The sequence below is a fragment of the Aeromonas sp. 600282 genome (genome assembly GCF_049175755.1).
Classification (GTDB): domain Bacteria; phylum Pseudomonadota; class Gammaproteobacteria; order Enterobacterales; family Aeromonadaceae; genus Aeromonas; species Aeromonas veronii_A.
Genome location: NZ_JAAKVR010000025.1, coordinates 1 through 25,023 on the forward strand (window position 1 = coordinate 1; position 25,023 = coordinate 25,023).

Consider the following 25,023-nt stretch of genomic DNA (forward strand, 5'->3'; position numbering starts at 1 on the left):
TTGTCGCTCGCCGGGTTGCCCGCCTGGTCGGTCACGTCCGCCTTCACGGTGAACTTGCCATCCGCCAGGCCGCTGGCCCCCAGGTCTACGGTGGTGCTGAACTTGCCGCCGCTCACGGTCGCCTCGAAGGTCACCGACTTGCCGTTCACGTCGGTCACGGTCAGGGTGACCTTCTGGCCATCTTCCACGTTGCTGGTCGTGCCCTTGAGCTCGACCGCCTTGGCTTCATCCACCGACAGGTTGCCATCGCCAATCGCCGCCAGGTCGATGCTCGGCAGGTCAGTATCCACTTCATAACCTTCGCTGTCGGTCGCGGTGGCGCTGTTGCCCGCCACGTCGGTGCTGGTCACGCTGGCATCGATGGTGCGGTCGCCATCGGCCGCCAGATCGCTGCCCGCCACCAGGATGGTGAAGCGGCCATCGGCAGCCACCTTGCCGGTGTATTCGGTGTTGTTGACGGTCAGGGTGACGGTGTCCCCTACCTTGAACTCGCCCGTCACGGTGCCGCTGACCGGGATCTGCTGACCCGCTTCAGCGGCGTTGATGACGTCGTCGGCGGTGATGTCGGCATCCAGGGTGATGGCCAGGTCAGGGGCCTTGCTATCAACACTGCCATCGTCGGTAGCGGTACCTGTGTTGCCAGACGGATCGGTGATGCTGGCCGTCACCTTATAGCTGCCTTCCGCCAGCGGAGTAGTGACATCTACGCTGTAACCACCACCCGGTTGCACGATGGCGGTCAACGTTTGTTGAGTGCCATTGGCATCGGTCACGACCAGAGTGACCGTGCTGCCAGCAGGTGCATCCGTAGTGCCCGTAATGGTCGGGGTGGTGTCATTGGTATTGTCAGGTGCATCAACAGTAATCACCGGAGCGGTTACATCCACACTGCCATCATCGGTCGCGGTGCCGGTGTTGCCGGCCGGATCGGTCACGGAAGCCGTCACCTGATAGCCCCCTTCGGCCAGCGGTGTGGCGACATCCACGGTGAAGGTGCCATTAGGTGTGACAATAGTGGTCAGGGTCTGCTGATTGCCGTTGGCATCGGTCACCACCAGGGTCACCGTGCTGCCAGCAGGCGCATCCGTGGTTCCGGTCAGGGTCGGAGTGGTGTCATTGGTATTGTCTGGCGCTACCACGGAGATGGTTGGAGGCGTAAGGTCAAATACCTCATCTTCTCCTGCAGCATCCAGCGGTGGCTCGCCATTGGTGTTGTAGGTGGTATCGAAGGTCGCTTCGGCAATGGTTGCGGAGCCGGTACGGTCGATGGTGACAAAACCGCCGTTGCCACTGGCTCCGGCGACACCACCAACCCCGCCACCACCGGCAGCAGGTGCACCGCCTGCGGCGGAGGCTTCAAAGGCCTGGGTCGGGTCAGCGCCACCCAAAATGGCTTCTTGCAGGGCACTGATATCATCGGGTGTGCCTGCGGCACTGTTTTGCGCCAGCTGGGGAGCATCTTCCTCTTCGGCAGGCTCACTCTGCTCGCTGGCAGGTTGCACATTGAAAGACTGTCCGCCGCCCATGAAACTGGCGCCATCCGGCGACATGATCACCGCCCCTTTCGGCAGCACATCCCCTTCCACCAGCAACTTGCGGCTACCATCTGCAGCCACCTGATAAACTTGACCTTTGAGCTGGGTGACGGTTACGCCCTGTTCCAGAGTAACGGAATTGGTAATCATGTTCTCTCCTGAATCCTGATTTGCATGCAAAAAGCCACAGCCTACTCTGCACAGAGAGAGAGCAAATAACCAGTTCGAAAATTCGAAAGAATAGACTGATTTGAGGCTGGACCGTTCAGCCAGACAGAAGGGTGATGAGGGGATTACCGAAAAATAAAAACTAAAATTATCAATATATTACATTATAATGGCAGGAGCATGACAAGGCATGCTCCTGTCCGGTTTAACCCTATGCACCGGCCCAGAGGATGATGGCCAGCAGTTGTGGCGAGATGATCCGCAAGAACATCACCAGCGGGTAGACAGTGGCGTATGAGAGCGCACTGGCACCACTGGTCGGGTGCATGGCGTTGGCAAAGGCCAATGCGGGAGGATCCGTCATGGAGCCAGCCAGCAAGCCACAGAGGGTGAGATAGTTCATCTTGCCATAGAGACGCGCCAGCACCCCGACCACCAGCAAGGGGATCAGGGTAATCGCTGCCCCATATAGCATCCAGGAGGGGCCATCACCGTTGATCAGGGTATCAACAAAGCCGGCCCCTGACTTGAAGCCAACCACCGCCAGAAACAGCACGATCCCGATCTCCCGCAGCGCGAGGTTGGCGCTGGGGGGCATGAACCAGTAGAGCTTGCCGATGCTGCCGATCCGCGACAGGATCAGCGCCACCACCAGCGGCCCCCCCGCCAGACCCAATTTGAGAGCGGCCGGGAATCCGGGCAGGTAGAAGGGGATGGAGCCGAGCAATACGCCGAGGCCAATCCCGATAAATACCGGCAACATCTGCACCTGTTGCAGTTTTTGTTGCACGTTGCCGACCACATTGGTCACGGCCTCGATGGCATCGAGACGACCTACCAGGTTGAGGATGTCACCAAACTGCAGACTGGTCTGGCTGGTCGGTACCAGCTCGATACCGGCCCGGTTGAGGCGCGAGATCACCACGTCATAGCGCTGTTTGATGTCAAGATCGCGGATCTTCTTGCCCAGCACCTGCTCGTTGGTCACCACGACCCGCTCCACCCTCAGGTCGGTACCGCGAGTCGATAGGGAGGTGTCGACCTCTTCACCCAGCACCAGCAACACCTTGTGCAGTGCATGGCGCTCACCAACCAGGTGCAGCAGGTCGCCCAGCTCGATACGGGAATCAGGGCGCGGCACCATCAGCTCGTCGCCACGCTTGAGGCGTGAGCAGATGACATCAGACTCGTCGAGACTCGGGATCTCGCTCAGCATCAAGCCATGCATGTTGGGGTTGCGTACCGCGATGTTGATGGTCTGCAAGCTCTCCTTGGTTTTACCTGTCTGCAACTCGAACTGGGCGGCTTCATCGTCGATCTTGATGCGAAAGAAGACCCTGACCAGCCACATGGTGAGCAAAATGCCGCAGATGCCGAATGGATAGGCCACTGCGTATCCCATCCCCATCAGCCCGGTTGAACCATGGGGAGCTCCCAGCTCCGCCAGGATCTGCTGACCCGCACCAAGAGATGGGGTATTGGTCACGGCACCGGAGAAGACCCCGAGGATCACCGGTAGCGGCACATCAAACAGTTGATGAAGTGCCGCCGCAACGATGCACCCCAGGATAACCAGCAAAGCAGCAAAGGCATTGAGCTTGAGTCCGGAGCTGCGCAATGACGAGAAAAAACCGGGGCCGACCTGAATGCCGATGGTATAGACAAACAGGATCAGGCCAAACTCTTGAATAAAATGGAGTGTTTGCTCATCGAGCGCCAGCTCTGACACCCCGGCAAAGTGACCCACTATGATGCCGCCGAACAGCACCCCACCGATCCCTAACCCAACGCCATAGACTCGCCAGTTTCCAAGCCAGAGTCCCAGCACTGCCACCAGCGACAACATGCTGATGGAAAGCGCGATTTCACTCATTTCGTGCATCCTTTGCGAATTGAACTGGCCCTAGCTTGTCAGCAAACGCTGATGCCAACTGTGTGATACCGCACGAATTTATCCTTTTACGCGCTAAAAATACCAATTAAGGGCTAGTTGCAAGACGTTAGGCGACGTAGCCGTAAATGGCCATAAAGTGACAAACGCTGCCACCCAGCACAAAGAGATGCCAGATGGCGTGGTTATAGGGGATCTGCTTGGCCACATAGAAGATGACCCCGAGGCTGTAGATAAGGCCGCCAAGCCCGAGCAGCAGCAGCCCCTCACCGGCCAGATGGATATAGAGCTGGTAGATGACCACCAGCGACAACCAGCCCAACATCAGGTAGGTAAAGAGCGACAACTTCTTGAAGCGGTTGATAAATACCAACTTGAACACCACGCCAGCCAGCGCCAGGGCCCAGATCACCACCATCAACCCCTTTGCCAGCGGCGTGTCGAGTGCAACCAGCAGGAAGGGAGTATAAGTACCGGCAATCAGCAGATAGATGGCACAGTGATCAAACACCTTGCACCAGCGTCTGGCCCGCCCTTCCGCCATGCTGTGGTAGAGGGTCGAGGCAAGATAGAGTAGCACCAGACTGCCGCCATAAAGGCTGTAGCTCACCAGCGCCTGCGTACCCTGCCCCCATCCCTTGATGAGCAACAGCACCAGCCCGACAATCCCCAGCAACAATCCCGCACCGTGACTCAGCCGGTTTGCCAGCTCCTCCCGGGGGGAGTAATCCATCACACCACTCATAACATCGACTCCACAATAACTGTGGCTCACTCTACCCAGCGCCATTTCGGAGTACAAGTGTTCGCTTAAAAAATGGAGTGGCTGTCACCCGCCCCCCTTTGGTGTATGCTCTGCCGCCGATGCCCGACAGAAGCGGCATAGACACCAACACCGGTGACCTGGTCTGGAGAACCTGATGACGTTGACTGAGCTGTTTACACAAGCGGATCCCGCCTTTGGCGAGGCGATGAACACCTTGCTGGAGAGCTTCCACCACTCCGACGACAGTCAGGCTATCTACCAGCGCGACCAGTTCACCCACCAGCTCGCTCAATCCCGAATGCCTGCGGTCGGTCTCTCCATCGATGAGTATCTGGCGCGGCTGGCCACCCTGGTACCCGGCGCATCCCATCTCACCTCGCCACGCTACATGGGTCATATGACAGCACCATTGCCGGCCTTCACTGCCGAGCTGTCGCGCCTGCTGGTGATGCTCAACCAGAATCCGATGAAGATGGAGTCCTCCCGACTGCTCAGCTTTCTGGAGCGGGAGGTGCTGGCCAAGCTGCACCGCCTCATCTATGGCAGGGACGATGCTTTCTACGGCGAGCAGATGCATGCCAAGGATGCCGCCCTCGGCGTCATGACCAGCGGCGGCACCATCGCCAACGTCACGGCGCTGTGGCTAGCCCGCAACCGTGCCTGCGGCGACAACCTGTTCGCCCTCTATGAGCAGGGCTATCGCGGCGCCGTCATTCTGGGCTCCCGGCTGATGCACTACTCCTTCGACAAGGGGATGGATCTGTTGGGACTGGGCGCCCGCAGCGTCTGGCGCCTCGAGACCGACGAACAGAACCGGCTCAGTCTGGCCGCGCTGGAGCAGGCGCTGATCCAGTGCAAAGAGCAGAAATTGAAAGTACTGGCATTGATCGGCGTGGCTGGCAGTACCGACTTTGGCTCCATCGACCCCCTGCCTGAGCTGGCCGCCATCGCCGAGCGCGAGCAGATCCACTTCCACGTGGATGCGGCCTGGGGCGGCCCGACCCTCTTCTCCCCCCGCTATCAAGGTCTGCTGGCCGGAATAGAGCAGGCCGACACAGTCACCCTCGATGGCCACAAACAGCTGCTGGTTCCACTCGGTACCGGCATGCTGCTCTGCCGCCAGCCGGACCTGATGATGGCGGTCAAGCGGGAGGCCCCCTACGCCATTCGAGCCACCTCGTTCGATCAGGGCCGCTTTACTCTGGAGGGCACCCGACCGGCCAATGCCCTCTATCTGGACGCCGCCTTCCAGCTGTTCGGCCAGCAAGGCTATGCCGAGCTTATCGAAGCCAACTACGACCGGGCCCGGCTGATGGCAGAGCTCATCGAAAGCGACCCCGCCTTTGAGTTGATGTCTGCTCCGGTGATGAACCTGCTCTCCTATCGCTGCATCCCGCCCCATCTGCAGGGCAAGGTGCTGGATGAAGCGGCCAACGAACAGATCAACGCCTTCAACGTAGCGCTGCAAAAAGCCCAGCGCGCCGAGGGGCACAGCTTTGTCTCCCGTACCCAGCGGGCCGTGGTGCGCTACGGTGCCCAGCCGCTTACCCTGCTGCGTGCCGTGCTGCTCAATCCCCTGATTGAAGAGCGCCATATCCGCGACCTGCTGGCCGATCAGCAGCGACTGGGGATCTCCATTGCACGTCTACTGTTTGGCGACAGCGCGGAACCGGCGTAAAAATGAGCGGTCTTATTCATTTGCCGTTGTCCGCCATGCAGGTAGACTGGGCGAAATTTGCAGGCCATCTTTGAGGACTAGGCGCCAACAATGAAGCAATTTATTGAATTTATTCCACTTATCGTTTTCTTCGCGGTCTACAAGTTCTACGACATCTACATGGCTACCGGCGCACTGGTAGTGGTCACCGGTCTGCAGCTCGCCTATAGCTGGATCCGCTATCGCAAAGTCGAGAAGATGCAGCTCTTTACCTTCCTGCTGGTCGGCTTCTTTGGCGGCCTCACCGTCTTCTTCCACGATGATACCTTCATCAAGTGGAAAGTGACTGTCATCAACGTACTGTTCGCACTGGGTCTGCTCATCAGCCGCTACGGCTTTGGCAAGAATCTGATCAAACAGATGCTGGCCAAGGAGCTGCAGGCACCCGATAAGGTCTGGGACACAGTCAATCTCGGCTGGGTCGGCTTCTTTACCGTCTGTGGCCTGCTCAACCTCTACGTGGCGTTCAACCTGCCGCAGGAGATGTGGGTCAACTTCAAGGTGTTCGGCCTGCTGGGAATGACGCTGGTCTTTACCCTGCTGAGCGGCGTCTATCTCTATCGCCACATCCCTGCCGAGCAGTTGTCCCAGCAAAAAGACGACCCCAAAGAATAACCCTCATCAGAAAAGGATCCTCTCATGTGGTATCTCATCTACTCCGAAGATGTCCCCGATAGCCTGCCACTGCGCAAGCAGGTTCGCCCTGCCCATCTGGCCCGGCTGCAAGCCCTGCAGGATGAAGGTCGGCTGCTGACCGCCGGTCCTAATCCTGCCATCGATGCAGAGGATCCGGCTGATGCAGGCTTTACCGGCAGCACAGTCATCGCCGAGTTTGCCTCGCAGGCGGATGCCCAAGCTTGGGCCGATGCCGATCCCTATGTGGCAGCTGGCGTCTATGCCAAGGTCACCATCAAGCCGTTCAAGAAAGTCTTTTAAAACTGCGTCAAATACAAAGAGGCCGGAATGGGTGTACAACCCGCTCCGGCCTCTTTTTATTGCGCGATGCTCAGCGCACCAACAAGGTCACGCTCTGGCGACAAACCAGGGATTGAGGATATCGGGCTTGTTGTAGGCAAGGGATGAGCCATCGAGTTGGGTGACGCTGCCCCCCGCCCCCTCCAGCACCGCCTGCGCAGCGCCGGTATCCCACTCGCAGGTGGGGGCGAGGCGTGGATAGAGCTCGGCGCCCCCCTCGGCAATGATACAGAACTTGAGGGAGCTGCCCATGGAGATCAGCTCGATCTCGCCAAAAGGAGCCAAGAAATCGAGGGTCTCCTGCGACAGGTGGTTGCGACTGCCCACCACTCGCCACGCCTCGCCTTCACGATGAGGCCGGGCCTGGATAGGCTCGCGCTTGCCATCGGCGATGCGCCAGGCACCGAGCCCCTTTCCGCCATACCAGAGCTTGTCCAGCACAGGGGCATAGACCAGCCCCCAACGCGGCGCCCCCCCTTCAATCAGCGCAATATTGACGGTGAACTCGCCGTTGCGCGAGACAAACTCCTTGGTGCCGTCGAGGGGATCCACCAGCCAGTAGCGGGACCAGCCGTGGCGCGCCGCCATCACCTCGGACCCCGACTCCTCAGACAGTACGGGAATATCCGGAGTCAGCCGTGCCAACCCCTGAACGATCACCTCATGAGCCCCCTTGTCGGCCGCGGTCAGCGGACTCTCGTCGCTCTTGTACTCCACCGCGAAGGGCTGGCTGTAGATGGCCATGATGGCCGCTCCCGCCGCGCGAGCGACAGGTTCAAGTTCGGTGATATCGGGGTGGTACATAACAGACTCGATCAGTGAGTGAGAAACCCAGTCTATCGCGTTTGTCATCAACCGCTTATAGCTGATTGTACTGGATTATATTGCCCCTACTTCTCCTGCCCCTTGCTACCATCGGCTGGTACCAACAGCACTTCGATACCGGCATTGCGCAGGCCGGAAAGGATATCGGCAGGCACGGCATCGTCGGTGATCAGGGTGTGAATACGCAGGGTATCGATGATCTTGTGCAGGCTACGCCGGCCAAACTTGCTGGAGTCGGTGACCACCACAATCCGCTCGGCCACCTGACACATGCAGCGGTTGAGGCGTGCTTCGTCCTCATGATGGGTGCTGACGCCGCGCTCCAGATCGATGCCATCCACCCCGAGAAACAGCATGTCAAAGTGGTAGTTTTGCAGGGACTGCTCCGCTTGCGCACCGTAGAAGGAGAGCGACTTGCGGCGCAGATGTCCACCCGTCATCAGCAGCTCCACCCCTTCTGCTTCGAGTAGTTCATTCGCCACATTCATGCCGTTGGTCATCACCAGGATCTCCTGATGTTCCTTCAGATGACGCGCCACCTCCAGTGTTGTCGTCCCCGAATCGAGGATAAGGCGACAACCGGAAGGCACCAAGGTCGCCGCCAGCGCGCCGATCCGCTGCTTCACCGGAGTATTGAGCACACTCTTGTCGGCAATGGTGCGCTCCGGCACTGTCTGGCCCGGTTCACACAGCAGGGCGCCGCCGTAGGCGCGCACGGCCACCCCCTGCTTCTCCAGAAAGGCCAGATCGTTGCGGATGGTCACGGTAGAGACCTGATAGTGAGTCGCCAGCTCGTTGACCTGAACGCTGCCATTGCTGCGCAGCTGCTGAATAATCCGCTCCCGCCGCTCGCTGGTTCCGAGCGCACCTTTTTCGCTTGTTTGCATAGTTCTTCTGCCGGAATGCTGTAGTGAAAGATCGCTTTCACTTCGTTACGTTTGCATATTAACGCTCAGCAAAGGTGCCAAATCAAGCCTTCATTACGCTTTACCACTACTCTCCCCATCTTTTTTCATCATTTAAATACTTTCGATGTCTTTCTTTTTGTGATCCCTTTCAAGATCTGACGACTCTTTTGTTTCGTTTTCTTTTGCTCGCCACTACCGTAAAGAAAAGAAATCGAAAGAACCTTTCCATACGCAGCAACCAAGGGACATCAAAATGAAATCCATGCTGGCACTAGTCGAAAGACACAAACAGGGAGAACAGACCGGGATCTACGCCGTCTGCTCCGCTCACCCGCTGGTGCTGGAGGCCGCGCTGCGGCTGGCCGCCGAAGGGGATGAGCTGCTGCTGGTCGAGGCCACATCCAATCAGGTGGATCAGTTTGGCGGCTATACCGGCATGACCCCCGCCGACTTTCGCGATCGCCTCTACGAGCTGGCGGCACAGTGTCACTTTCCGGCGCAGCGCCTCATTCTGGGGGGCGACCATCTGGGCCCCAACCGCTGGCAGGGGGAACCGGCCGAGCAGGCCATAGCCCATGCCAGGGATCTCATCGCCAGCTATGTCGCTGCCGGGTTCAAGAAGATCCACCTCGACTGCAGCATGTCCTGTCAGGGCGATCCCGTTCCCCTGACCGATGAGCTGGTCGCAGAGCGAGCCGCACGGCTGGCGCAGATCGCCGAGCAAACCTGTCTGGCCACTTTTGGCGAGAGCGATCTGGTCTATGTGATTGGCACCGAGGTGCCGGTGCCGGGCGGTGCCCATGAAGATCTTGCCGAGTTGGCGGTCACCACGCCGGAGGCGGCACGCCACACCCTCGAGGCCCATCAACAGGCCTTCAACAAGGCGGGGCTGGCCCATATCTGGCCGAGGGTGATCGGTCTGGTGGTGCAACCCGGCGTCGAGTTTGACCATACCCGCGTCATCGATTACCGGCCCGAAAAAGCGGCCCCTCTTAGCCGGATGATCGAAGCCTATCCCCACATGGTGTTCGAGGCTCACTCCACCGATTACCAGACTCCTGAGGCCTACCGCCAGCTGGTACGCGACCACTTTGCCATTCTCAAGGTCGGCCCTGCCCTCACCTTCGCCCTGCGCGAAGCGCTGTTTGCCCTTGCCGCTATCGAGGAGGAGCTGGTGGTGGCCAAGGCCTGTTCAGGTCTGCGCAAGGTGATGGAAGAGACCATGCTGGAGCGCCCCGACTTCTGGCGCAGCCACTATCAGGGCAGTGCCAACGAGTGCCGGCTGGCCCGTGGCTACAGCTATTCGGATCGCATTCGCTACTACTGGCCCGATAGCCGGGTCGATGAGTGCTACGCCAGATTGCTGGCCAATCTGGCGGCGGAGCCCATCCCGCTCCCCCTGCTGAGCCAGCATCTGCCCCTGCAGTATCGCAAGGTGCGTCAGGGCGCGCTCTCGGCCAATCCCCATGACCTCATTCTCGATCAGGTGCAGGAGGTGCTGCGGCACTACGCCAGCGCCTGCACTGCGGCCTCTCGCCGCCATTCCCAGCTCGACCCTGTTGCATAAGGAGTTGCAGACATGATCCTTGGTTATTCAGAAGAGATGTTGCGCAGTGCCAATGGCCTGGCGACTGCCCGTGAAATTCGCCAGCAACCCGCCACCTGGCGCGAGACCCTCGCCATGGTCGAGGAGTGCCGTCCTGCACTGACCCGTTTTCTGACACCACTGCTGGCCCGGCAAGAGCTGCGCATCATCCTGACCGGGGCTGGCACCTCCGCCTTTGCCGGTCGGGCGCTCGCCCCCTATCTCTCGGCCCACCTGCATGCCCGGGTCGAGGCGATCGCCACCACGGATATCGTCACCGATCCCGCCGAGTATCTGGCCGAAGATTGCCCTACCCTGCTTATCTCCTTTGCCCGCTCCGGCAACAGCCCCGAGAGCGTTGCGGCGGTCGAACTGACCAGCCAGCTGCTCAGCCACTGCCACCATCTGGTACTGACCTGCAACGGTGAAGGGGCGCTCTATCGCCGCTGCCAGCAAGATGCCCACTCTCTAGCCCTGCTGATGCCGCCCCAGACCAATGATCGCAGCTTCGCCATGACCAGCAGCCTGACCAGCATGATGTTGAGCTGTCTGGCTCTCTTCCTGCCAGAGCGGTTCAACAGCCAGCGCTGCGAGCAGCTGGTCGCCACCAGTGACGCCATTCTGGAGCAGGTCGTACAGCACGTACCGGTCTGGAATGAGCCGTTGCCCGAACGGGTCATCTATCTTGGCAGCGGCAGTCTGCAAGGGGTGGCGCAGGAGGCAGCACTCAAGCTGCTGGAGCTGACCGCAGGCCGTCTGGTCGCCATGTTCGACTCCCCTACCGGTTTTCGCCACGGCCCGAAATCGGTCGTCAACGAGCAGACGCTCATCGTGCTGCTCATCTCCAACGACCCTTACACCCGGCACTACGATCTGGATCTGCTGCGCGAGCTGCGAAGCGATGGCAAAGCCGCCCGGGTGATCGCCATCGCCGACCAGCACCATCCTGCCATCGAGGAGGGGGAACATATCTACCTGCCCCACACCCTGCATGGCGACGATGCCCAGCTCGCCTTCTGCTACCTGCTCTATGCCCAGTACTACGCCTTCCATACCTCGCTGGGACTGGGGATCAGCCCGGACAATCCCTGCCCCACCGGTCAGGTCAACCGGGTCGTGCAGGGAGTCAATATCTATCCGTTCCACCAAGAAGGAGTGCTGTGATGCCCAATATCGTATTGAGCCGGATCGATGAGCGTCTGATCCACGGTCAGGTCGGTGTCCAGTGGGTCGGCTTTGCCGGTGCCAATCTGGTGCTGGTTGCCAACGACGAAGTGGCAGAGGACCCCATCCAGCAGAACCTGATGGAGATGGTACTGGCCGAAGGCATTGCGGTGCGGTTCTGGCCGCTCCAGAAGGTGATCGACAACATCCACAAGGCGGCAGATCGCCAGAAGATCCTGCTGGTCTGCAAAACCCCTACCGATTTCAACACCCTGGTTCAGGGAGGTGTCCCCATCTCCCGGATCAACGTCGGCAACATGCATTACGCCGACGGCAAGCGTCAAATCCACAAGACCGTATCCGTGGACGAACAGGACATCACCGCATTTCGCGCCCTGCGGGACGCCCGTGTCGAGTGCTATGTCCAGGGCGTGCCGACCGAACCGGCACAGGACATTTTCAATTTGCTCTGATTAAGGACAATTGTGATGGAAATCAGTTTGTTACAAGGTCTGCTGCTTGGCATCCTGGCGTTTTTCGCCGGACTCGACCTGTTCAACGGTCTGACCCACTTCCACCGTCCCGTGGTGCTGGGGCCGCTGGTTGGCCTCATCCTCGGCGACCTGCCCACCGGTATTTTGGTGGGCGGTACTCTGGAGCTGGTCTGGATGGGGTTGGCCCCGCTAGCGGGGGCGCAACCGCCCAACGTCATTATCGGCACCATAGTCGGCGCCACCTTCGCCATCACCACCGGGGTCAAACCGGATGTGGCGGTCGGGGTTGCCGTTCCCTTCGCCGTTGCCGTGCAGATGGGGATCACCTTCCTGTTCTCGGTGATGTCGGGGGTGATGTCCCGCTGCGATCGCATGGCCGAAGCGGCTGACGTGCGCGGTATCGAGCGGGTCAACTACCTGGCGCTGCTGGCGCTGGGCACCTTCTACTTCCTCTGTGCCTTCCTGCCCACCTACTTCGGGGCCGAACATGCCAAGGCAGCCATCGACGTGCTGCCTGCCCGCCTCATCGACGGCCTCGGCGTTGCTGGCGGCATCATGCCCGCCATCGGTTTTGCCGTGCTGCTCAAGATCATGATGAAGAACGTCTATATCCCCTACTTCATCCTCGGTTTCGTCGCTGCCGCCTGGCTCCAGTTGCCTGTGCTGGCCATCGCCGCCGCCGCGCTGGCCATGGCCCTGATCGACTTCATGCGCACCACCACCCCGCAAGCTCGTCCTGTTCAGGAGGAAACCGAAGATGGCATCTAACAACACAGCTGCGCGGATCATCTCCAGCGCCGAACCGCACAATACCTGGCCACAATCCGACGACACCTATGAAGATCAGCAGCTTGGCGCAGAGCTGACCAAGCAGGATATCAACCGCTTTGCCTGGCGCTCCCTGCTGCTGCAGGCCTCCTTCAACTATGAGCGGATGCAGGCCTCCGGCTGGCTCTATGGTTTGCTGCCCGCACTGCAGAAGATCCACACCAATCCGCGGGATCTCTCTCGGGCCATGAAAGGGCACATGGGTTTCTTCAACACCCACCCCTTCCTGGTCACCTTCGTGATGGGGATCGTGCTGGCGATGGAGCGCTCCAAGCAGAACGTCAACAGCATCCAGAGCACCAAAATTGCCGTCGGTGCACCGCTCGGCGGGATCGGCGATGCCATGTTCTGGCTCACCCTGCTCCCCATCTGTGGCGGCATAGGGGCAGATCTGGCGCTGCAAGGCTCCATCATGGGGGCCGTGGTCTTCTTCCTGCTGTTCAACGTGGTGCACTTCGGCCTGCGTTTTGGTCTGGCGCACTACGCCTACCGCATGGGGGTAGCGGCCATTCCGGTCATTAAGGCCAATACCCGCAAGGTGGGCCATGCCGCCTCCATCGTCGGTATGACGGTGATCGGCGCGCTGGTCGCCACCTATGTGCGCCTTGGCACCACGCTGGAAATTACTGCTGGTGATGCAGTCGTCAAACTGCAGGCTGATGTGCTCGACAAGCTGATGCCCGCCTTCCTGCCGCTGCTCTACACCCTAGCGATGTACGCCCTGATCCGCAAAGGCTGGAGCCCGCTGCGCCTCATCGTCATCACGGTGGTACTCGGTATCGTCGGCAAGTTCGCCGGTTTCCTCTAATCCGGAGCCGGCAGTAAGCCGGCCCCCTTTGCAGTAAAGGAACAGACTATGTTGGGCATCATCATTTGTGGTCATGGCGGTTTCGCCAGCGGTCTGGAGCGCGCCATGCTGCAGATCCTCGGCGAACAGGAAGCGGTTATCGCCATCGACTTTCCCGAGAGCTCCACCACCGCCCTGCTGCAGGCACAGTGCGAAGCGGCGCTGGCAGAGGTCGACAAGGGGGATGGCGTGGTCTTCCTGACCGATCTGCTCGGCGGCACCCCGTTTCGGGTCGCCTCAACCCTCTCACTGCACCAGCCAGAGCGGGAGGTTATTACCGGTACCAACCTGCAACTGCTGCTGGAGATGGCGCTGGAGCGCGATGGCCTCAGCGCCCGTGAATTCCGCAGGCAGGCCCTTGATTGCGGCCACCGGGGGCTCACCTCGCTGGCAGATGAGATGAGTAAAGAGCGTCAGACAGATGTCGCTCTCGCCGAGGAGGGCATCTGATGGCCTCACGGATCCGTGCCCGTCGCCTGCTGACCGAACAGGGTTGGCTGGAACATCAGGAGCTGACCCATGAAGGGGGCATCATCACCGCTATCGACCCCATCACTGATGGCGATCCGGCGCGGGATGTCGAGCTGCTGGTGCCAGCGCTGATCGACGGTCATGTCCACGGCGGTGCCGGTGTCGATGTCATGGATAGCGAGGACAATGCCTTGGCAACCTTGTCGATGGCCAAGGCGACAGAAGGGGTCGGCGCTTTTCTTGCCACCACGGTCACCGCCCCACTCCCCGAGATAGAGCAAGCTCTTGCCCGCATTGCCGATGGCGTTGCCCGTGGCATGCCGGGCGCAGAGCTGCTCGGCTGCTATCTGGAAGGGCCCTACTTCACACCGGACAACAAGGGCGCCCACGATCAGGCGCTGTTTCGGGAGCTGGATATTGCCGAGCTGAACCACCTGCAACAGCTGGCGCGCGGCACCCTGAAGGTGGTCGCGCTGGCACCGGAAAAGCCCAACGCCATCGCGTCCATTCACCATCTTGCCGCAAACGGCGTGCGGGTAATGCTGGGCCACTCGGCGGCGGATCACAATACCACCATGGCGGCGCTGGCAGCGGGCGCCTCCGGGCTGGTGCACTGCTTCAATGGCATGCGCGGCCTGCACCACCGCGAACCCGGCATGGTCGGTGCAGGTCTTGTCCATCCCGCAGCTTGGCTGGAGCTGATCGCCGATGGCAATCATCTCCACCCGAGCGTGCTCAAGCTCTGTCACTGCTGCGCCGGCCAGCGCCTGCTCTTGATCACCGATGCGATGCGCGCCGCCGGTATGCCCGACGGTCACTATCTGCTTGGCAACTATCGGGTCGAGATGAAGAACGGCGTGGTACGCACCGAAACCGGCGGTCTGGCGGGCAGCACTCTCACCCTGCTTGGCGCCGTACGCAACATGGTGCAGCTGGCGGATGTGCCGCTCGATGAGGCCATCACAATGGCCTCGCTGGCACCCGCAAAGATGCTCGGCATTGCCGATCGCCTCGGTTCACTGGCAGTTGGCAAACAGGCCAATCTGCTCGCCCTCACCACTGAACTCAATCAACAACACATCTGGGTGGCTGGCCGGGAGATAAATCCGACCAACCTTTCCTCCCTTTTCTCAGGATCTCGCGTCAATCAGGACGCTCAGGAGTCACTATGTATCTGATCTCTTCCCATGAAATGCTCAAAGATGCCCAGCGCCGTGGCTACGCCGTACCGGCTTTCAACATCCACAACCTGGAAACCGTGCAGGTGGTGGCTCGCACCGCCGCTCGCATGCGCTCTCCGGTGATCTTGGCTGGCACCCCGGGCACCTATCGCCATGCCGGGGTCGAATATCTGGTCTCCATCTGTCAGGCAGCTGCTCATGAGTACCGCATCCCGCTGGTGCTGCATCTGGATCACCACGAAGACGAGCAGGACATCCACAACAAGGTCGAAGCGGGCATTCGCTCGGCCATGATCGATGCCTCGCACTTTCCGTTTGAAGAGAACATCGAGAAAGTACGCAGTGTGGTCACTTTCTGCCATCGCATGGGCGCCAGCGTTGAAGCGGAACTGGGCCAGCTGGGTGGTCAGGAAGATGACCTCATTGTCGATGCCGCAAATGCCAAATTTACCGATCCGCTGAAGGCTGCCGAGTTTGTCCGCCGTACCGGTATCGACTCGCTGGCCGTGGCCATCGGTACCGCACACGGCCTCTACAAGGAGGAGCCCCGTCTGGACTTTGCACGCCTCGCCGCCATTCGCGAGCAGGTAGATATTCCGCTGGTGCTGCACGGCGCCTCCGGCGTACCGGAGGCCGATGTGCGCCGCTGCATCGAACTCGGAATTTGCAAGGTCAACGTTGCGACCGAACTGAAGATAGCCTTCGCCGATGCAATGAAAGCCTTCCTTGGCTCTCATCCGGATGCCAGCGACCCGCGCCAGTATCTGGTACCCGCCATGGCCGCCATGGAGGAAGTTGTCGAGGCGAAAATCCGTATGTGCATGAGTAATAACAAGATTTGATAACAATAAAATTACGGTAACAGGTCTGGGAGATAATAATGATGGCTCGCGCATCCTTGCGAAATAAGGTATGGGAATTTGCCCAGAGTTTGGGGAAAACATTCATGTTTCCCGTCTCTTTGATGGCATTCATGGGACTACTGCTGGGGGTGGGGTCATCCATTACCAGCCCCTCCACCATAGATAATTTTCCTTTTCTTGGTGGAGAATATACCCAGCTCGTCTTCAATCTGGTGGCAACCGTAGGCAGCTTCGGCTTCACCTATCTGCCCATCATGTTTGCCATCGGTATTCCGATGGGATTGACCGAAAAGAACAAGGGTGTCGCGGCCTATTCCGGTTTCGTCGGCTATATGGCGATGAATATCGGGATCAACTTCTATCTCGCCAGTACCAGCCAACTGGCTTCGCCGGAAAATATCAAACTGGCGGGGCAAGCCATGGTGATGGGGGTTCAGACCCTCTCCATGGGTGTGCTGGGTGGCATAGTGTCGGGGATCGTAACCTACTTCATCCATCGCCGTTTTTATAACCTCAAACTGCACGACGCCTTCTCGTTCTTCAGCGGCCTGCGCTCCGTGCCCATCATCACCGTGCTGGTCATGTCGCTGATAGGTCTCGCCATGCCGCTCTTCTGGCACTATGTGGCGCTCGGTATTACTGCGGTCGGCAACATGATCATCTCTGCCGGCTCTTTTGGTGCCTTCCTCTACGGAGTGGCCATCAACCTGCTCAAACCGCTCGGTCTGCACCACATCATGCTGGCCATGGTGCGCTTTACCCCGGCAGGCGGTACCGAGCTGGTCAATGGCGAAACCATTTCCGGCGCGCTCAATATCTTCTTCGCCCAGTTGAAAGCGGGTGAACCTATCAGCCCGGCAGCAACCGCCTTCCTGTCGCAAGGGTTTATGCCGACCTTTATATTCGGTCTGCCTGCTGCAGCGTTGGCCATGTATATGGCAGCCACGCCCGGCAATCGAACCAGAATCAAGAGCCTGATTATCTCCGGGGTACTGGTCTCTATCGTGACCGGTATTTCCGAGCCCATCGAATTCCTGTTCCTGTTTGTCGCGCCGGTACTCTATCTGTTCCATGTCTTTATGACCGGCGCCGCGCTCTTTGTGGTGGCCATGTGTGGCGTCACCATCGGCAATACCGATGGCAGTGCACTCGACCTGCTTATTTTCGGCATCATGCAGGGCTGGCAAACCAAGTGGTATCTGATAATTCCCATTGGCCTTATCTGGTCTGCCATCTATTTCACCGTCTTCTACTGGTACATCAAGAAATATGACATCAAGACCCCCGGCAGGGATGAGGTCGATGATATCCAGATTGCGAAACACGACCCGGCCGTGATCCTGAGTGCCCTCGGTGGCAAGGAGAATATCGTCAGCCTGGACAACTGCGTCACACGGCTGAGACTGGTGGTACACGATATGGGCAAGCTGCAGGAGAAGATCCTGAAACAGGCTGGCGCCCTCTCCGTCGTCAAGATCGACGAGCACAGCGTGCAGGTCATCATTGGCGCTCAGGTTCAAACCGTGAAGGATAATCTCGATGCTCTCCTGTAAAGATCGGGAGGCCCTGCGCCTCCCAACCCCCTCTGCCGACTTGCAATCCTCCCGTTTCGACGAGCTGGCAGATCGCATCAGCGACAAATGCCGCAAGTGGGATATGAAAGTGATCGAGAGCCGCTTTGGCCCCGTTCCCGCCGACAGCATTCCCATGTGGATTGCCGATATGGATTTCAAATCGCCGCCGGCTGTGGCTCGCAAGTTCAGCGAAATCATCAGCTGGGGCACCTTCAGCTACACCCACTGCATCGATGATTTCTACGAGGCGGTCATCAACTTCCAGGCCCGCCACCACAAGGTCGCGGTGGAACGGGAGTGGATCACCCTCTCCTATGGTACCGTCTCCACCCTGCACTACACGGTGCAGGCATTCTGCCAGCCGGGTGACAGCATCATCATGAACACCCCTGTCTATGATCCCTTTGCCAAGGCGGCCGAAAGGCAGGGGGTCAAGGTTGTCGCCAACCCGTTAGCCCTGAACAAAGGACGATACCGGATCGATCTGGCGAAGCTGGAGGAGCAGATCATTAGCCACAAGCCCAAAATCTATTTTCTCTGCTCGCCCCATAACCCGTCGGGCAGGATCTGGAGTCAGGCCGAGCTGGAAGCCGTTGCCGACATCTGCCTGCGCCATCAGGTGTTGATGATGGTCGATGAAGTGCATGCAGAGCACATCATCCATGGCGAGTTCGTCTCCTTTCTGGCACTGGAGGAGCGTTACTGCAACAACATGATGCTGATGAGCTCGCCCAACAAGGCATTCAATCTGGGCGGATTGAAAACCTCCTACAGCATCATTCCAAATCCGCAGATAAGAAACCGCTTCAGAGCGCGCCTTGAGCAGAACTCCATCACCTCTCCCAATGTGTTCGGGCTCTGGGGAATTATCACCGCCTATAACGAGTGCGATGCATGGCTGGCCGAATTGAATCTCTATCTGAGAGAGAACTACGCCCTGCTGGCGCGCTACTTCAGGGAGAATCTGCCCGACTTCCAAGTCATGCCGATGGATGCCTCCTATCTGGTCTGGGTCAATACCAAAGGGAGCGGAATGAGCGCAAGCGAGGTGACCCGCAGGTGGGCAGTCGAAGCGGGGGTCATCATCGAAGATGGCTCCCACTACGTCAGCGATGGCGAAGAGTATGTGCGGATCAACATAGGCACCTCCCGCCAGCTGCTCGGCGAGGCGCTGCAACGTCTGGGAAGATGGGCGCAGCAGCAGGTCTGACGACTGCGATATTCCCATCGGCAGAAACAACAAAAGGGACGCCATGGAGTCCCTTTTGTTTCATATGGCCACTGTGCGTTGCCAGTGCCCGAAGCATCAGATCCCCTGACGAGCTTCCTGCATCAGCAGGCGCATGTCGCTCACGGCCTTGGCCAGGCCGTCGAAGGCGGCGCGGCCGATGATGGCGTGGCCGATGTTGAGCTCATAGAGCTCGGGGATGGCGGCGATGGCCTTGACGTTGTGGTAGTGCAGACCGTGGCCGGCATTGACCTTGAGCCCCTTGCCAGCGGCATAGGAGGCACCGGCGGCGATGCGCTTGAACTCGGCGTTGCGCTCGGCATCGGTAGTTGCATCGGCGTAACGGCCGGTGTGGATCTCGATAAAGGGGGCGCCACTCTCGGCGGCCGCATCGATCTGGATTGGGTCGGCATCGATAAAGAGGGATACCTGAGCCCCCACGGCGGAGAGACGGGCAACGGCATCAGTCACCTTGTCCAGCTGACCGGCCACATCCAGACCGCCCTCGGTGGTCACCTCGGTGCGCTTCTCCGGCACCAGACAGACGAAGTGAGGCTTGATGCGGCAGGCGATGCCGATCATCTCTTCGGTCACCGCCATCTCCAAATTCATTCTGGTCTGGATGGTCTGGCGCAGGATCTCCACATCGCGGTCGGTGATGTGGCGGCGATCTTCTCGCAGATGCACGGTTATGCCATCGGCCCCGGCCTGTTCGGCCACGAAGGCGGCCTGTACCGGATCCGGATACTGGGTGCCACGGGCGTTGCGCAGGGTGGCGATATGGTCGATGTTCACACCCAGATAGATTTCACTCATTGAGAACTCCTTGAAAGGCTTCATCTGTTGACTGCGCGGTCAGCGAATCACACCGCGCCAATATCCGTATGTCTGTAATCTGTGTCAGCCTTGCATACTAGCCTTGCGTTTTAAAAACAGCTCCCGACTCTTTAGCTGACGCTTGCCCAGATAGGGTTGCAGTGCCAATCGGCTGAAACGTTTGGCCGCCTGCAGCAAGGGAGGGGTATCGAAACGTCCCTCGGCAAAGGCGAGCAGGTGGGCACCGAGAAACAGGGTACGGGGATCCGGCGCCCGCTCGCAAGCAACAAAGCCCAATTCACGCTCGAAGCCATAGAGCAGAGTCGGCTCGATGGGCGACTCGTCGTCCGCCGTGTATTCAAAATCCACCGCATAGCCGAGCGCCTGCAACAGCAGGAACTCAAAGCGACGCAGCGGCAGCTCCGGCGTCTCGCCATCAGCCAGCGCCATGATGGCACGGGCATAGGCATCGAATACTTCGGGGAACGGGGTGTGCGCTTCCAGCAGGTAGTAAACCAGCTCGTTGAGATAGAGGCCGTAGAAGAGGCGATCGCCGCCGAGACGCAGGGAGTGATCCGGGCATTCGACCTGGGTGAGGTTCTTGAGATCCCCCTTGCCGCGCCAGGCGATGGTGAGCAGGGTAAAGGGTTGCAACAACCCCTTGAGAGGGGAGCGTGGCCCGCGAGAACCGCGGGCCACCAGAGTAAATCGGCCACTATCCTGGGTGAAGACCTCGACTAGCTGGCTGGTCTCCCGATAGGGCCGACTATGGATGACGAAAGCCGGGGTCAGCAATCAGTCGTCGCCATACCCGAGGCTGCGCAGGGCGCGCTCATCATCAGCCCAGCCCGACTTGACCTTGACCCACAGCTCGAGGTGCACCTTGTTCTGGAACAGACGTTCCATGTCGAGGCGCGCCTCGGTGCCGATGGTCTTGATCTTCTCACCCTTGTTGCCGATGACCATCTTCTTCTGGCCATCACGCTCGACCAATATCAGGCCGTGGATGTGATAGAGGCCGTTCTCTTCCACCTTGAAGCGCTCGATCTCCACCGTCACCGAGTAGGGCAACTCCTCACCGGTGAAGCGCATCAGCTTCTCGCGGATGATTTCGGAGGCCATAAAGCGGGAGGAGCGGTCAGTCACGTAATCTTCCGGGAAGAAATGGACGTTTTCCGGCAGCAGATCCTTGGCCCACTCGCGGATCTTCTCCACGTTTGTGCCCTTTTCGGCACTGATGGGCAGAATATGGGCGAAGTTCATCTGTTGGCCCAGCCACTCGAGGTGGGGCAGCAGCTCTTCTTTCTCTTTGACGTTGTCGATCTTGTTGACCGCCAGCACCACTGGGCACTTGAGATTGCGCAGCTTGCCCAGCACCATCTCGTCGTCTTTGGTCCAGTGGGTACCGTCGACCATGAACACCACCATGGCCACATCACCCAGCGAACTGGTGGCGGCACGGTTCATCAGACGGTTGATGGCCCGTTTCTCTTCAATGTGCAGACCCGGGGTGTCGACATAGATGGTCTGGTAGTTATCCTCGGTGTCGATCCCCAAAATCCGGTGACGGGTGGTCTGGGGCTTCTTCGAGGTGATGCTGACCTTCTGGCCAAGCAGCTTGTTGAGCAGGGTGGACTTACCCACGTTGGGGCGGCCCACGATGGCAACAAAGCCGCAATAGGTAGTATCTGTCATGACAGTTTTTCCAATGCTTGCTGCGCCGCGGCCTGTTCGGCCTTGCGACGGCTGGTGCCGACCCCGACGAGGGGACCATCCAGACCTTCCACGTCACACTGGACAGTGAACTCCTGGTTGTGGGCCTCGCCCTTGACGTTGGTCACAGTGTAGGTCGGCAGGGATTTGCGGCTTCCCTGCAAAATTTCTTGCAGACGGGTCTTGGGATCTTTCTGCTCGATGCCCGGCTTGATCTCTTCCAGGCGGCTGGCATACCAGCTCAGCAGCAGTGTCCGCACCGTCTCAAGATTGGTATCCAGATAGACGGCACCGATCACCGCCTCGACCGTGTCGGCCAGAATGGATTCGCGGCGAAAACCGCCGCTCTTGAGTTCGCCGGGACCGAGGATCAGGTGATCCCCGAGGTCAAACTCCCGGCCCAGTTCGGCCAGGGTCTTCTCGCGCACCAGGGTGGCGCGCATCCGGCTGAGATCCCCTTCCGCCGCTTGCGGGAAGCGGTGGAACAGATCGTCGGCAATCACCAGACTCAAAATCGAGTCACCCAGAAATTCCAGTCGTTCATTGTGACGAGAGCCGGCGCTGCGGTGAGTCAGCGCCCGGGTCAGCAGTTCCAGATCCGCAAAGACATGCCCGAGACGGGACTGCAGTCTGTTCATCTTGATATTCATTTACTTGATTCCGCCAATGCGGTTGAAGCGCACACCTGTCGGTACCCAACTTGGCAGCAGGGAGCCTTCTTCGCGCTCGAATTCAAAACTTATCCAGATAGCGACCGCCTTGCCGACCAGATTCTGCTCGGGCACAAAGCCCCAGAAGCGGCTGTCGGTGCTGTTGTCGCGGTTGTCGCCCATCACGAAATATTGCCCTTCCGGTACCACCCATTCGTCGGGGTAGGTGCCGGGCTGGCGATAGTAACGGCCAACCATGTCGGGCATCAGCGGATTGCGCAGGGTCTCGTGGGAGACATCGCCCAACTGCTCGGTATAGCGATCAAGGGGGATCCCCATCTGGGTAAATTCGCCTCTTTGTTCAAACTTGACGTCGAGCTTCTTGAAGCCCGGGCACGTTTTCCCTTCCTGCTCTTCGCACTTGGGCCGGATCATCAGCTCCTTGTTGCGATAGATGACCCGATCACCCGGCATGCCGACCACCCGCTTGATGTAGTCAACGCGCGGTTCAAGGGGATACTTGAACACCACCACGTCGCCACGCTTGGGCTCGCCAGTCTCGAGGAACTTGGTGTTGGTCACCGGGTCCCGCAGACCATAGGCAAATTTTTCCACCAGGATGAAGTCGCCCACCAGCAGGGTGGGCATCATGGAACCTGACGGGATCTGGAACGGTTCAAAAATGAACGAACGCAGGATCAGCACAAAGGTGATGACCGGGAACACCCCGGCGGTCTGCTCAATCCAGACCGGCACGGGGGCGACCTTGGCCAGGGTCTTCTCATCCAGGTGGGCACCGCCATGGGCACGAGCCACAGCAATCTTGGCGGCGCGCTGCTTGGACCAAATCATCTTGTCCAGACACCAGATAACACCGGTGATCGCGCAGACCACCACCAGGATCAGGGAAAACGTGCTTGCCATCTATTAATCCTTTCCGACGTGGAGAATCGCGAGGAAGGCTTCCTGCGGCACGTCGACACGGCCGAGAGACTTCATCCGCTTCTTACCTTCTTTCTGCTTGTTCAGCAGTTTCTTCTTACGACTCACGTCACCACCGTAACACTTGGCGGTTACGTCTTTACGCAGTGCCTTGACGGTGCTGCGTGCGATGATCTGGTTGCCGATGGCCGCCTGAATGGCGATATCGAACATCTGGCGCGGGATCAGCTCGCGCATCTTCTCCACCACCTGACGACCGCGATACTGGGCGTTGTCCTTGTGGGTGATGATGGCCAGGGCATCGACGCGCTCACCGTTGATCATGATGTCCAGACGGACCATGTCGGAGGTTTCGAAACGCTTGAAGCCGTAATCCAGCGAGGCGTAACCGCGACTGGTGGATTTCAGACGATCGAAGAAGTCGAGCACCACTTCCGCCATCGGGATTTCATAGGTCAGCGCCACCTGCTTGCCGTGGTAGACCATGTTGGTCTGCACGCCACGCTTCTCGATACAGAGGGTGATGACGTTGCCCATGTACTCCTGCGGCAGCAGGATATGACACTCGGCGATCGGCTCGCGCATCTCCTTGATGCTGGTGATGGCGGGCATCTGGGCCGGGCTGTCGATATGGATGGTGGAGCCGTCGGTCAGCTCGATCTCGTACACTACGGTCGGCGCCGTGGTGATCAGATCCAGATCGTATTCACGCTCCAGACGCTCCTGAATGATCTCCATGTGCAGCATGCCGAGGAAGCCACAACGGAAGCCGAAGCCCAGCGCAGTGGAGCTCTCCGGTTCGAAGAACAGGGAGGCATCGTTCAGGGAGAGCTTGTCGAGGGCGTCACGGAACGACTCGTAGTCATCGCTGGAGATGGGGAACAGACCCGCATAAACCTGCGGCTTAACCTTCTTGAAACCGGCCAGCGCCTTGTCGGCACCGTTCTTGGCCTGAGTCAGGGTATCGCCCACCGGCGCACCGTGGATGTCCTTGATACCGCAGACAACCCAACCTACCTCGCCGCAACCCAGCCCATCGGTGTCCACCTGCTTGGGCGTGAAGATACCGATACGATCGACACCCCACACCTGACCGGTGCTCATCACCTTGATCTTGTCGTTCTTCTTCAGGGAACCGTTCTTGATCCGCACCAGAGAGACAACGCCCAGATAGGAGTCGAACCAGGAGTCGATGATCAGCGCCTGCAGCGGCGCGTCCGGATCACCTTCCGGCGCCGGGATCTTGGCCACGATCTCTTCCAGAACCAGATCGACACCAAGGCCGGTCTTGGCGGAGCAGCGCACCGCATCGACCGCGTCGATACCGACGATGTCTTCGATCTCCTCGGCAACCCGCTCCGGCTCTGCAGCCGGCAGGTCAATCTTGTTCAGTACCGGCACCACTTCCAGATCCATCTCCATGGCGGTGTAGCAGTTGGCCAGAGTCTGTGCCTCAACCCCCTGGCCGGCATCTACCACCAGCAGCGCCCCTTCACAGGCCGCCAAAGAGCGGGAGACCTCGTAGGAGAAATCCACGTGGCCCGGGGTGTCGATAAAGTTCAGCTGGTAGGTGTTACCGTCTTGTGCCTGGTAGTTCAGGGTCACACTCTGCGCCTTGATGGTAATGCCGCGCTCGCGCTCCAGATCCATGGAGTCAAGCACCTGAGCCTGCATCTCGCGGTCGGACAAGCCACCGCAAGTCTGGATCAGACGGTCCGACAGGGTCGATTTACCGTGGTCGATGTGCGCAATAATCGAAAAGTTACGAATGTGTTTCATCGAGCAAGAGTCACTCAAAATTGGTTTAAGGTCGGTTATGGAGGCGCGATTTTACTGGATAACCCGGCTGACGGCCATTCTTTAGTCGCCAACGCCAGTGAAA

General features: G+C 59.3%; 24 protein-coding genes. 13 read left to right on the top strand and 11 right to left on the bottom strand.

Going from position 1 to position 25,023, the window contains the following annotated elements; all coding sequences use genetic code 11:
- The 3 genes from G5137_RS19140 to trhA all read right to left on the bottom strand — a co-directional run.
- Nucleotides 1-1,685: retention module-containing protein (locus G5137_RS19140; protein ID WP_421255818.1), on the bottom strand; the 1,685-nt coding region annotated here is incomplete at its 3' end.
- Between the two features lie 229 nt (nucleotides 1,686-1,914).
- Nucleotides 1,915-3,576 carry a putative transporter gene (locus G5137_RS19145; RefSeq protein ID WP_216952965.1) on the bottom strand — a complete coding sequence of 554 codons (1,662 nt, stop codon included), beginning with the start codon at nucleotides 3,574-3,576 and terminating at the stop codon, nucleotides 1,915-1,917.
- A 127-nt stretch (nucleotides 3,577-3,703) separates the two neighbouring features.
- The gene (gene trhA / locus G5137_RS19150) at nucleotides 3,704-4,339 is read right to left on the bottom strand and encodes a PAQR family membrane homeostasis protein TrhA (protein WP_005335337.1); all 636 of its coding nucleotides are present in this window, start codon (nucleotides 4,337-4,339) and stop codon (nucleotides 3,704-3,706) included.
- A gap of 175 nt (nucleotides 4,340-4,514) precedes the next feature.
- Between trhA and G5137_RS19155 the strand changes: the two genes are divergently transcribed.
- From G5137_RS19155 to G5137_RS19165, 3 genes are all read left to right on the top strand, one after another.
- Complete coding sequence (locus G5137_RS19155; RefSeq protein ID WP_421255819.1) at nucleotides 4,515-6,038, top strand: aminotransferase class V-fold PLP-dependent enzyme; 1,524 nt, start codon at nucleotides 4,515-4,517, stop codon at nucleotides 6,036-6,038.
- A gap of 90 nt (nucleotides 6,039-6,128) precedes the next feature.
- Nucleotides 6,129-6,692: a septation protein A gene (locus tag G5137_RS19160; protein WP_421255820.1), complete on the top strand. Its 564-nt coding sequence runs from the start codon at nucleotides 6,129-6,131 to the stop codon at nucleotides 6,690-6,692.
- A 24-nt stretch (nucleotides 6,693-6,716) separates the two neighbouring features.
- Nucleotides 6,717-7,013 (top strand): YciI family protein, encoded by a 297-nt coding sequence (locus tag G5137_RS19165; protein ID WP_005354350.1) that lies wholly within the window; start codon nucleotides 6,717-6,719, stop codon nucleotides 7,011-7,013.
- Between the two features lie 87 nt (nucleotides 7,014-7,100).
- Here the strand turns inward: G5137_RS19165 and cysQ are convergent, their stop codons facing one another.
- Together cysQ and G5137_RS19175 are read right to left on the bottom strand one after the other, a co-directional pair.
- Nucleotides 7,101-7,856, bottom strand: a complete 756-nt coding sequence (gene cysQ / locus G5137_RS19170) for a 3'(2'),5'-bisphosphate nucleotidase CysQ (RefSeq protein ID WP_421255821.1) — start codon at nucleotides 7,854-7,856, stop codon at nucleotides 7,101-7,103.
- 86 nt (nucleotides 7,857-7,942) lie between these two features.
- Entirely contained in the window at nucleotides 7,943-8,764 is an 822-nt protein-coding gene (locus G5137_RS19175) for a DeoR family transcriptional regulator (RefSeq protein WP_421255822.1), read from the bottom strand.
- 274 nt (nucleotides 8,765-9,038) lie between these two features.
- On the opposite strand from G5137_RS19175, the gene kbaZ reads away from it, so the two are divergent.
- The 10 genes from kbaZ to G5137_RS19225 all read left to right on the top strand — a co-directional run bounded on the left by kbaZ (nucleotide 9,039) and on the right by G5137_RS19225 (nucleotide 19,002).
- Nucleotides 9,039-10,352 carry a tagatose-bisphosphate aldolase subunit KbaZ gene (gene kbaZ / locus G5137_RS19180; protein WP_421255823.1) on the top strand — a complete coding sequence of 438 codons (1,314 nt, stop codon included), beginning with the start codon at nucleotides 9,039-9,041 and terminating at the stop codon, nucleotides 10,350-10,352.
- 12 nt (nucleotides 10,353-10,364) lie between these two features.
- Nucleotides 10,365-11,534: an SIS domain-containing protein gene (locus tag G5137_RS19185; RefSeq protein WP_421255824.1), complete on the top strand. Its 1,170-nt coding sequence runs from the start codon at nucleotides 10,365-10,367 to the stop codon at nucleotides 11,532-11,534.
- Nucleotides 11,534-12,007 carry a PTS N-acetylgalactosamine transporter subunit IIB gene (gene agaV, locus G5137_RS19190; protein WP_159157552.1) on the top strand — a complete coding sequence of 158 codons (474 nt, stop codon included), beginning with the start codon at nucleotides 11,534-11,536 and terminating at the stop codon, nucleotides 12,005-12,007. Before G5137_RS19185 ends, agaV begins: the two co-directional genes overlap by 1 nt.
- A 15-nt stretch (nucleotides 12,008-12,022) precedes the next feature.
- Nucleotides 12,023-12,796, top strand: a complete 774-nt coding sequence (agaW, locus tag G5137_RS19195) for a PTS N-acetylgalactosamine transporter subunit IIC (protein ID WP_005354369.1) — start codon at nucleotides 12,023-12,025, stop codon at nucleotides 12,794-12,796.
- Nucleotides 12,786-13,664 carry a PTS N-acetylgalactosamine transporter subunit IID gene (agaE, locus tag G5137_RS19200; RefSeq protein WP_421255825.1) on the top strand — a complete coding sequence of 293 codons (879 nt, stop codon included), beginning with the start codon at nucleotides 12,786-12,788 and terminating at the stop codon, nucleotides 13,662-13,664. Before agaW ends, agaE begins: the two co-directional genes overlap by 11 nt.
- A 48-nt stretch (nucleotides 13,665-13,712) precedes the next feature.
- Nucleotides 13,713-14,153 carry a PTS galactosamine/N-acetylgalactosamine transporter subunit IIA gene (agaF, locus tag G5137_RS19205; RefSeq protein WP_115522006.1) on the top strand — a complete coding sequence of 147 codons (441 nt, stop codon included), beginning with the start codon at nucleotides 13,713-13,715 and terminating at the stop codon, nucleotides 14,151-14,153.
- Nucleotides 14,153-15,352 carry an N-acetylglucosamine-6-phosphate deacetylase gene (gene nagA, locus G5137_RS19210; RefSeq protein WP_421255826.1) on the top strand — a complete coding sequence of 400 codons (1,200 nt, stop codon included), beginning with the start codon at nucleotides 14,153-14,155 and terminating at the stop codon, nucleotides 15,350-15,352. Before agaF ends, nagA begins: the two co-directional genes overlap by 1 nt.
- Nucleotides 15,343-16,197 (top strand): tagatose bisphosphate family class II aldolase, encoded by an 855-nt coding sequence (locus G5137_RS19215; RefSeq protein ID WP_421210083.1) that lies wholly within the window; start codon nucleotides 15,343-15,345, stop codon nucleotides 16,195-16,197. Before nagA ends, G5137_RS19215 begins: the two co-directional genes overlap by 10 nt.
- A gap of 104 nt (nucleotides 16,198-16,301) precedes the next feature.
- Nucleotides 16,302-17,771 carry a maltose/glucose-specific PTS transporter subunit IIBC gene (gene malX, locus G5137_RS19220; protein WP_232354435.1) on the top strand — a complete coding sequence of 490 codons (1,470 nt, stop codon included), beginning with the start codon at nucleotides 16,302-16,304 and terminating at the stop codon, nucleotides 17,769-17,771.
- On the top strand, nucleotides 17,758-19,002 hold the full coding sequence (locus tag G5137_RS19225) for a MalY/PatB family protein (RefSeq protein ID WP_323928053.1): 1,245 nt from the start codon (nucleotides 17,758-17,760) through the stop codon (nucleotides 19,000-19,002). The genes malX and G5137_RS19225 overlap by 14 nt, the downstream gene beginning before the upstream one ends.
- A gap of 96 nt (nucleotides 19,003-19,098) precedes the next feature.
- Here the strand turns inward: G5137_RS19225 and pdxJ are convergent, their stop codons facing one another.
- From pdxJ to lepA, 6 genes are all read right to left on the bottom strand, one after another.
- Complete coding sequence (pdxJ, locus tag G5137_RS19230; protein ID WP_005335389.1) at nucleotides 19,099-19,836, bottom strand: pyridoxine 5'-phosphate synthase; 738 nt, start codon at nucleotides 19,834-19,836, stop codon at nucleotides 19,099-19,101.
- A gap of 84 nt (nucleotides 19,837-19,920) precedes the next feature.
- Complete coding sequence (gene recO / locus G5137_RS19235) at nucleotides 19,921-20,631, bottom strand: DNA repair protein RecO (protein WP_005335391.1); 711 nt, start codon at nucleotides 20,629-20,631, stop codon at nucleotides 19,921-19,923.
- Nucleotides 20,632-21,531 (bottom strand): GTPase Era, encoded by a 900-nt coding sequence (era, locus tag G5137_RS19240; RefSeq protein WP_204384048.1) that lies wholly within the window; start codon nucleotides 21,529-21,531, stop codon nucleotides 20,632-20,634.
- Nucleotides 21,528-22,199, bottom strand: a complete 672-nt coding sequence (gene rnc / locus G5137_RS19245) for a ribonuclease III (RefSeq protein ID WP_005335394.1) — start codon at nucleotides 22,197-22,199, stop codon at nucleotides 21,528-21,530. Before rnc ends, era begins: the two co-directional genes overlap by 4 nt.
- On the bottom strand, nucleotides 22,200-23,123 hold the full coding sequence (gene lepB / locus G5137_RS19250) for a signal peptidase I (RefSeq protein WP_005335395.1): 924 nt from the start codon (nucleotides 23,121-23,123) through the stop codon (nucleotides 22,200-22,202).
- 3 nt (nucleotides 23,124-23,126) lie between these two features.
- Entirely contained in the window at nucleotides 23,127-24,920 is a 1,794-nt protein-coding gene (lepA, locus tag G5137_RS19255) for a translation elongation factor 4 (protein WP_033112792.1), read from the bottom strand.
- Between the last annotated feature and the right edge of the window lie 103 nt (nucleotides 24,921-25,023).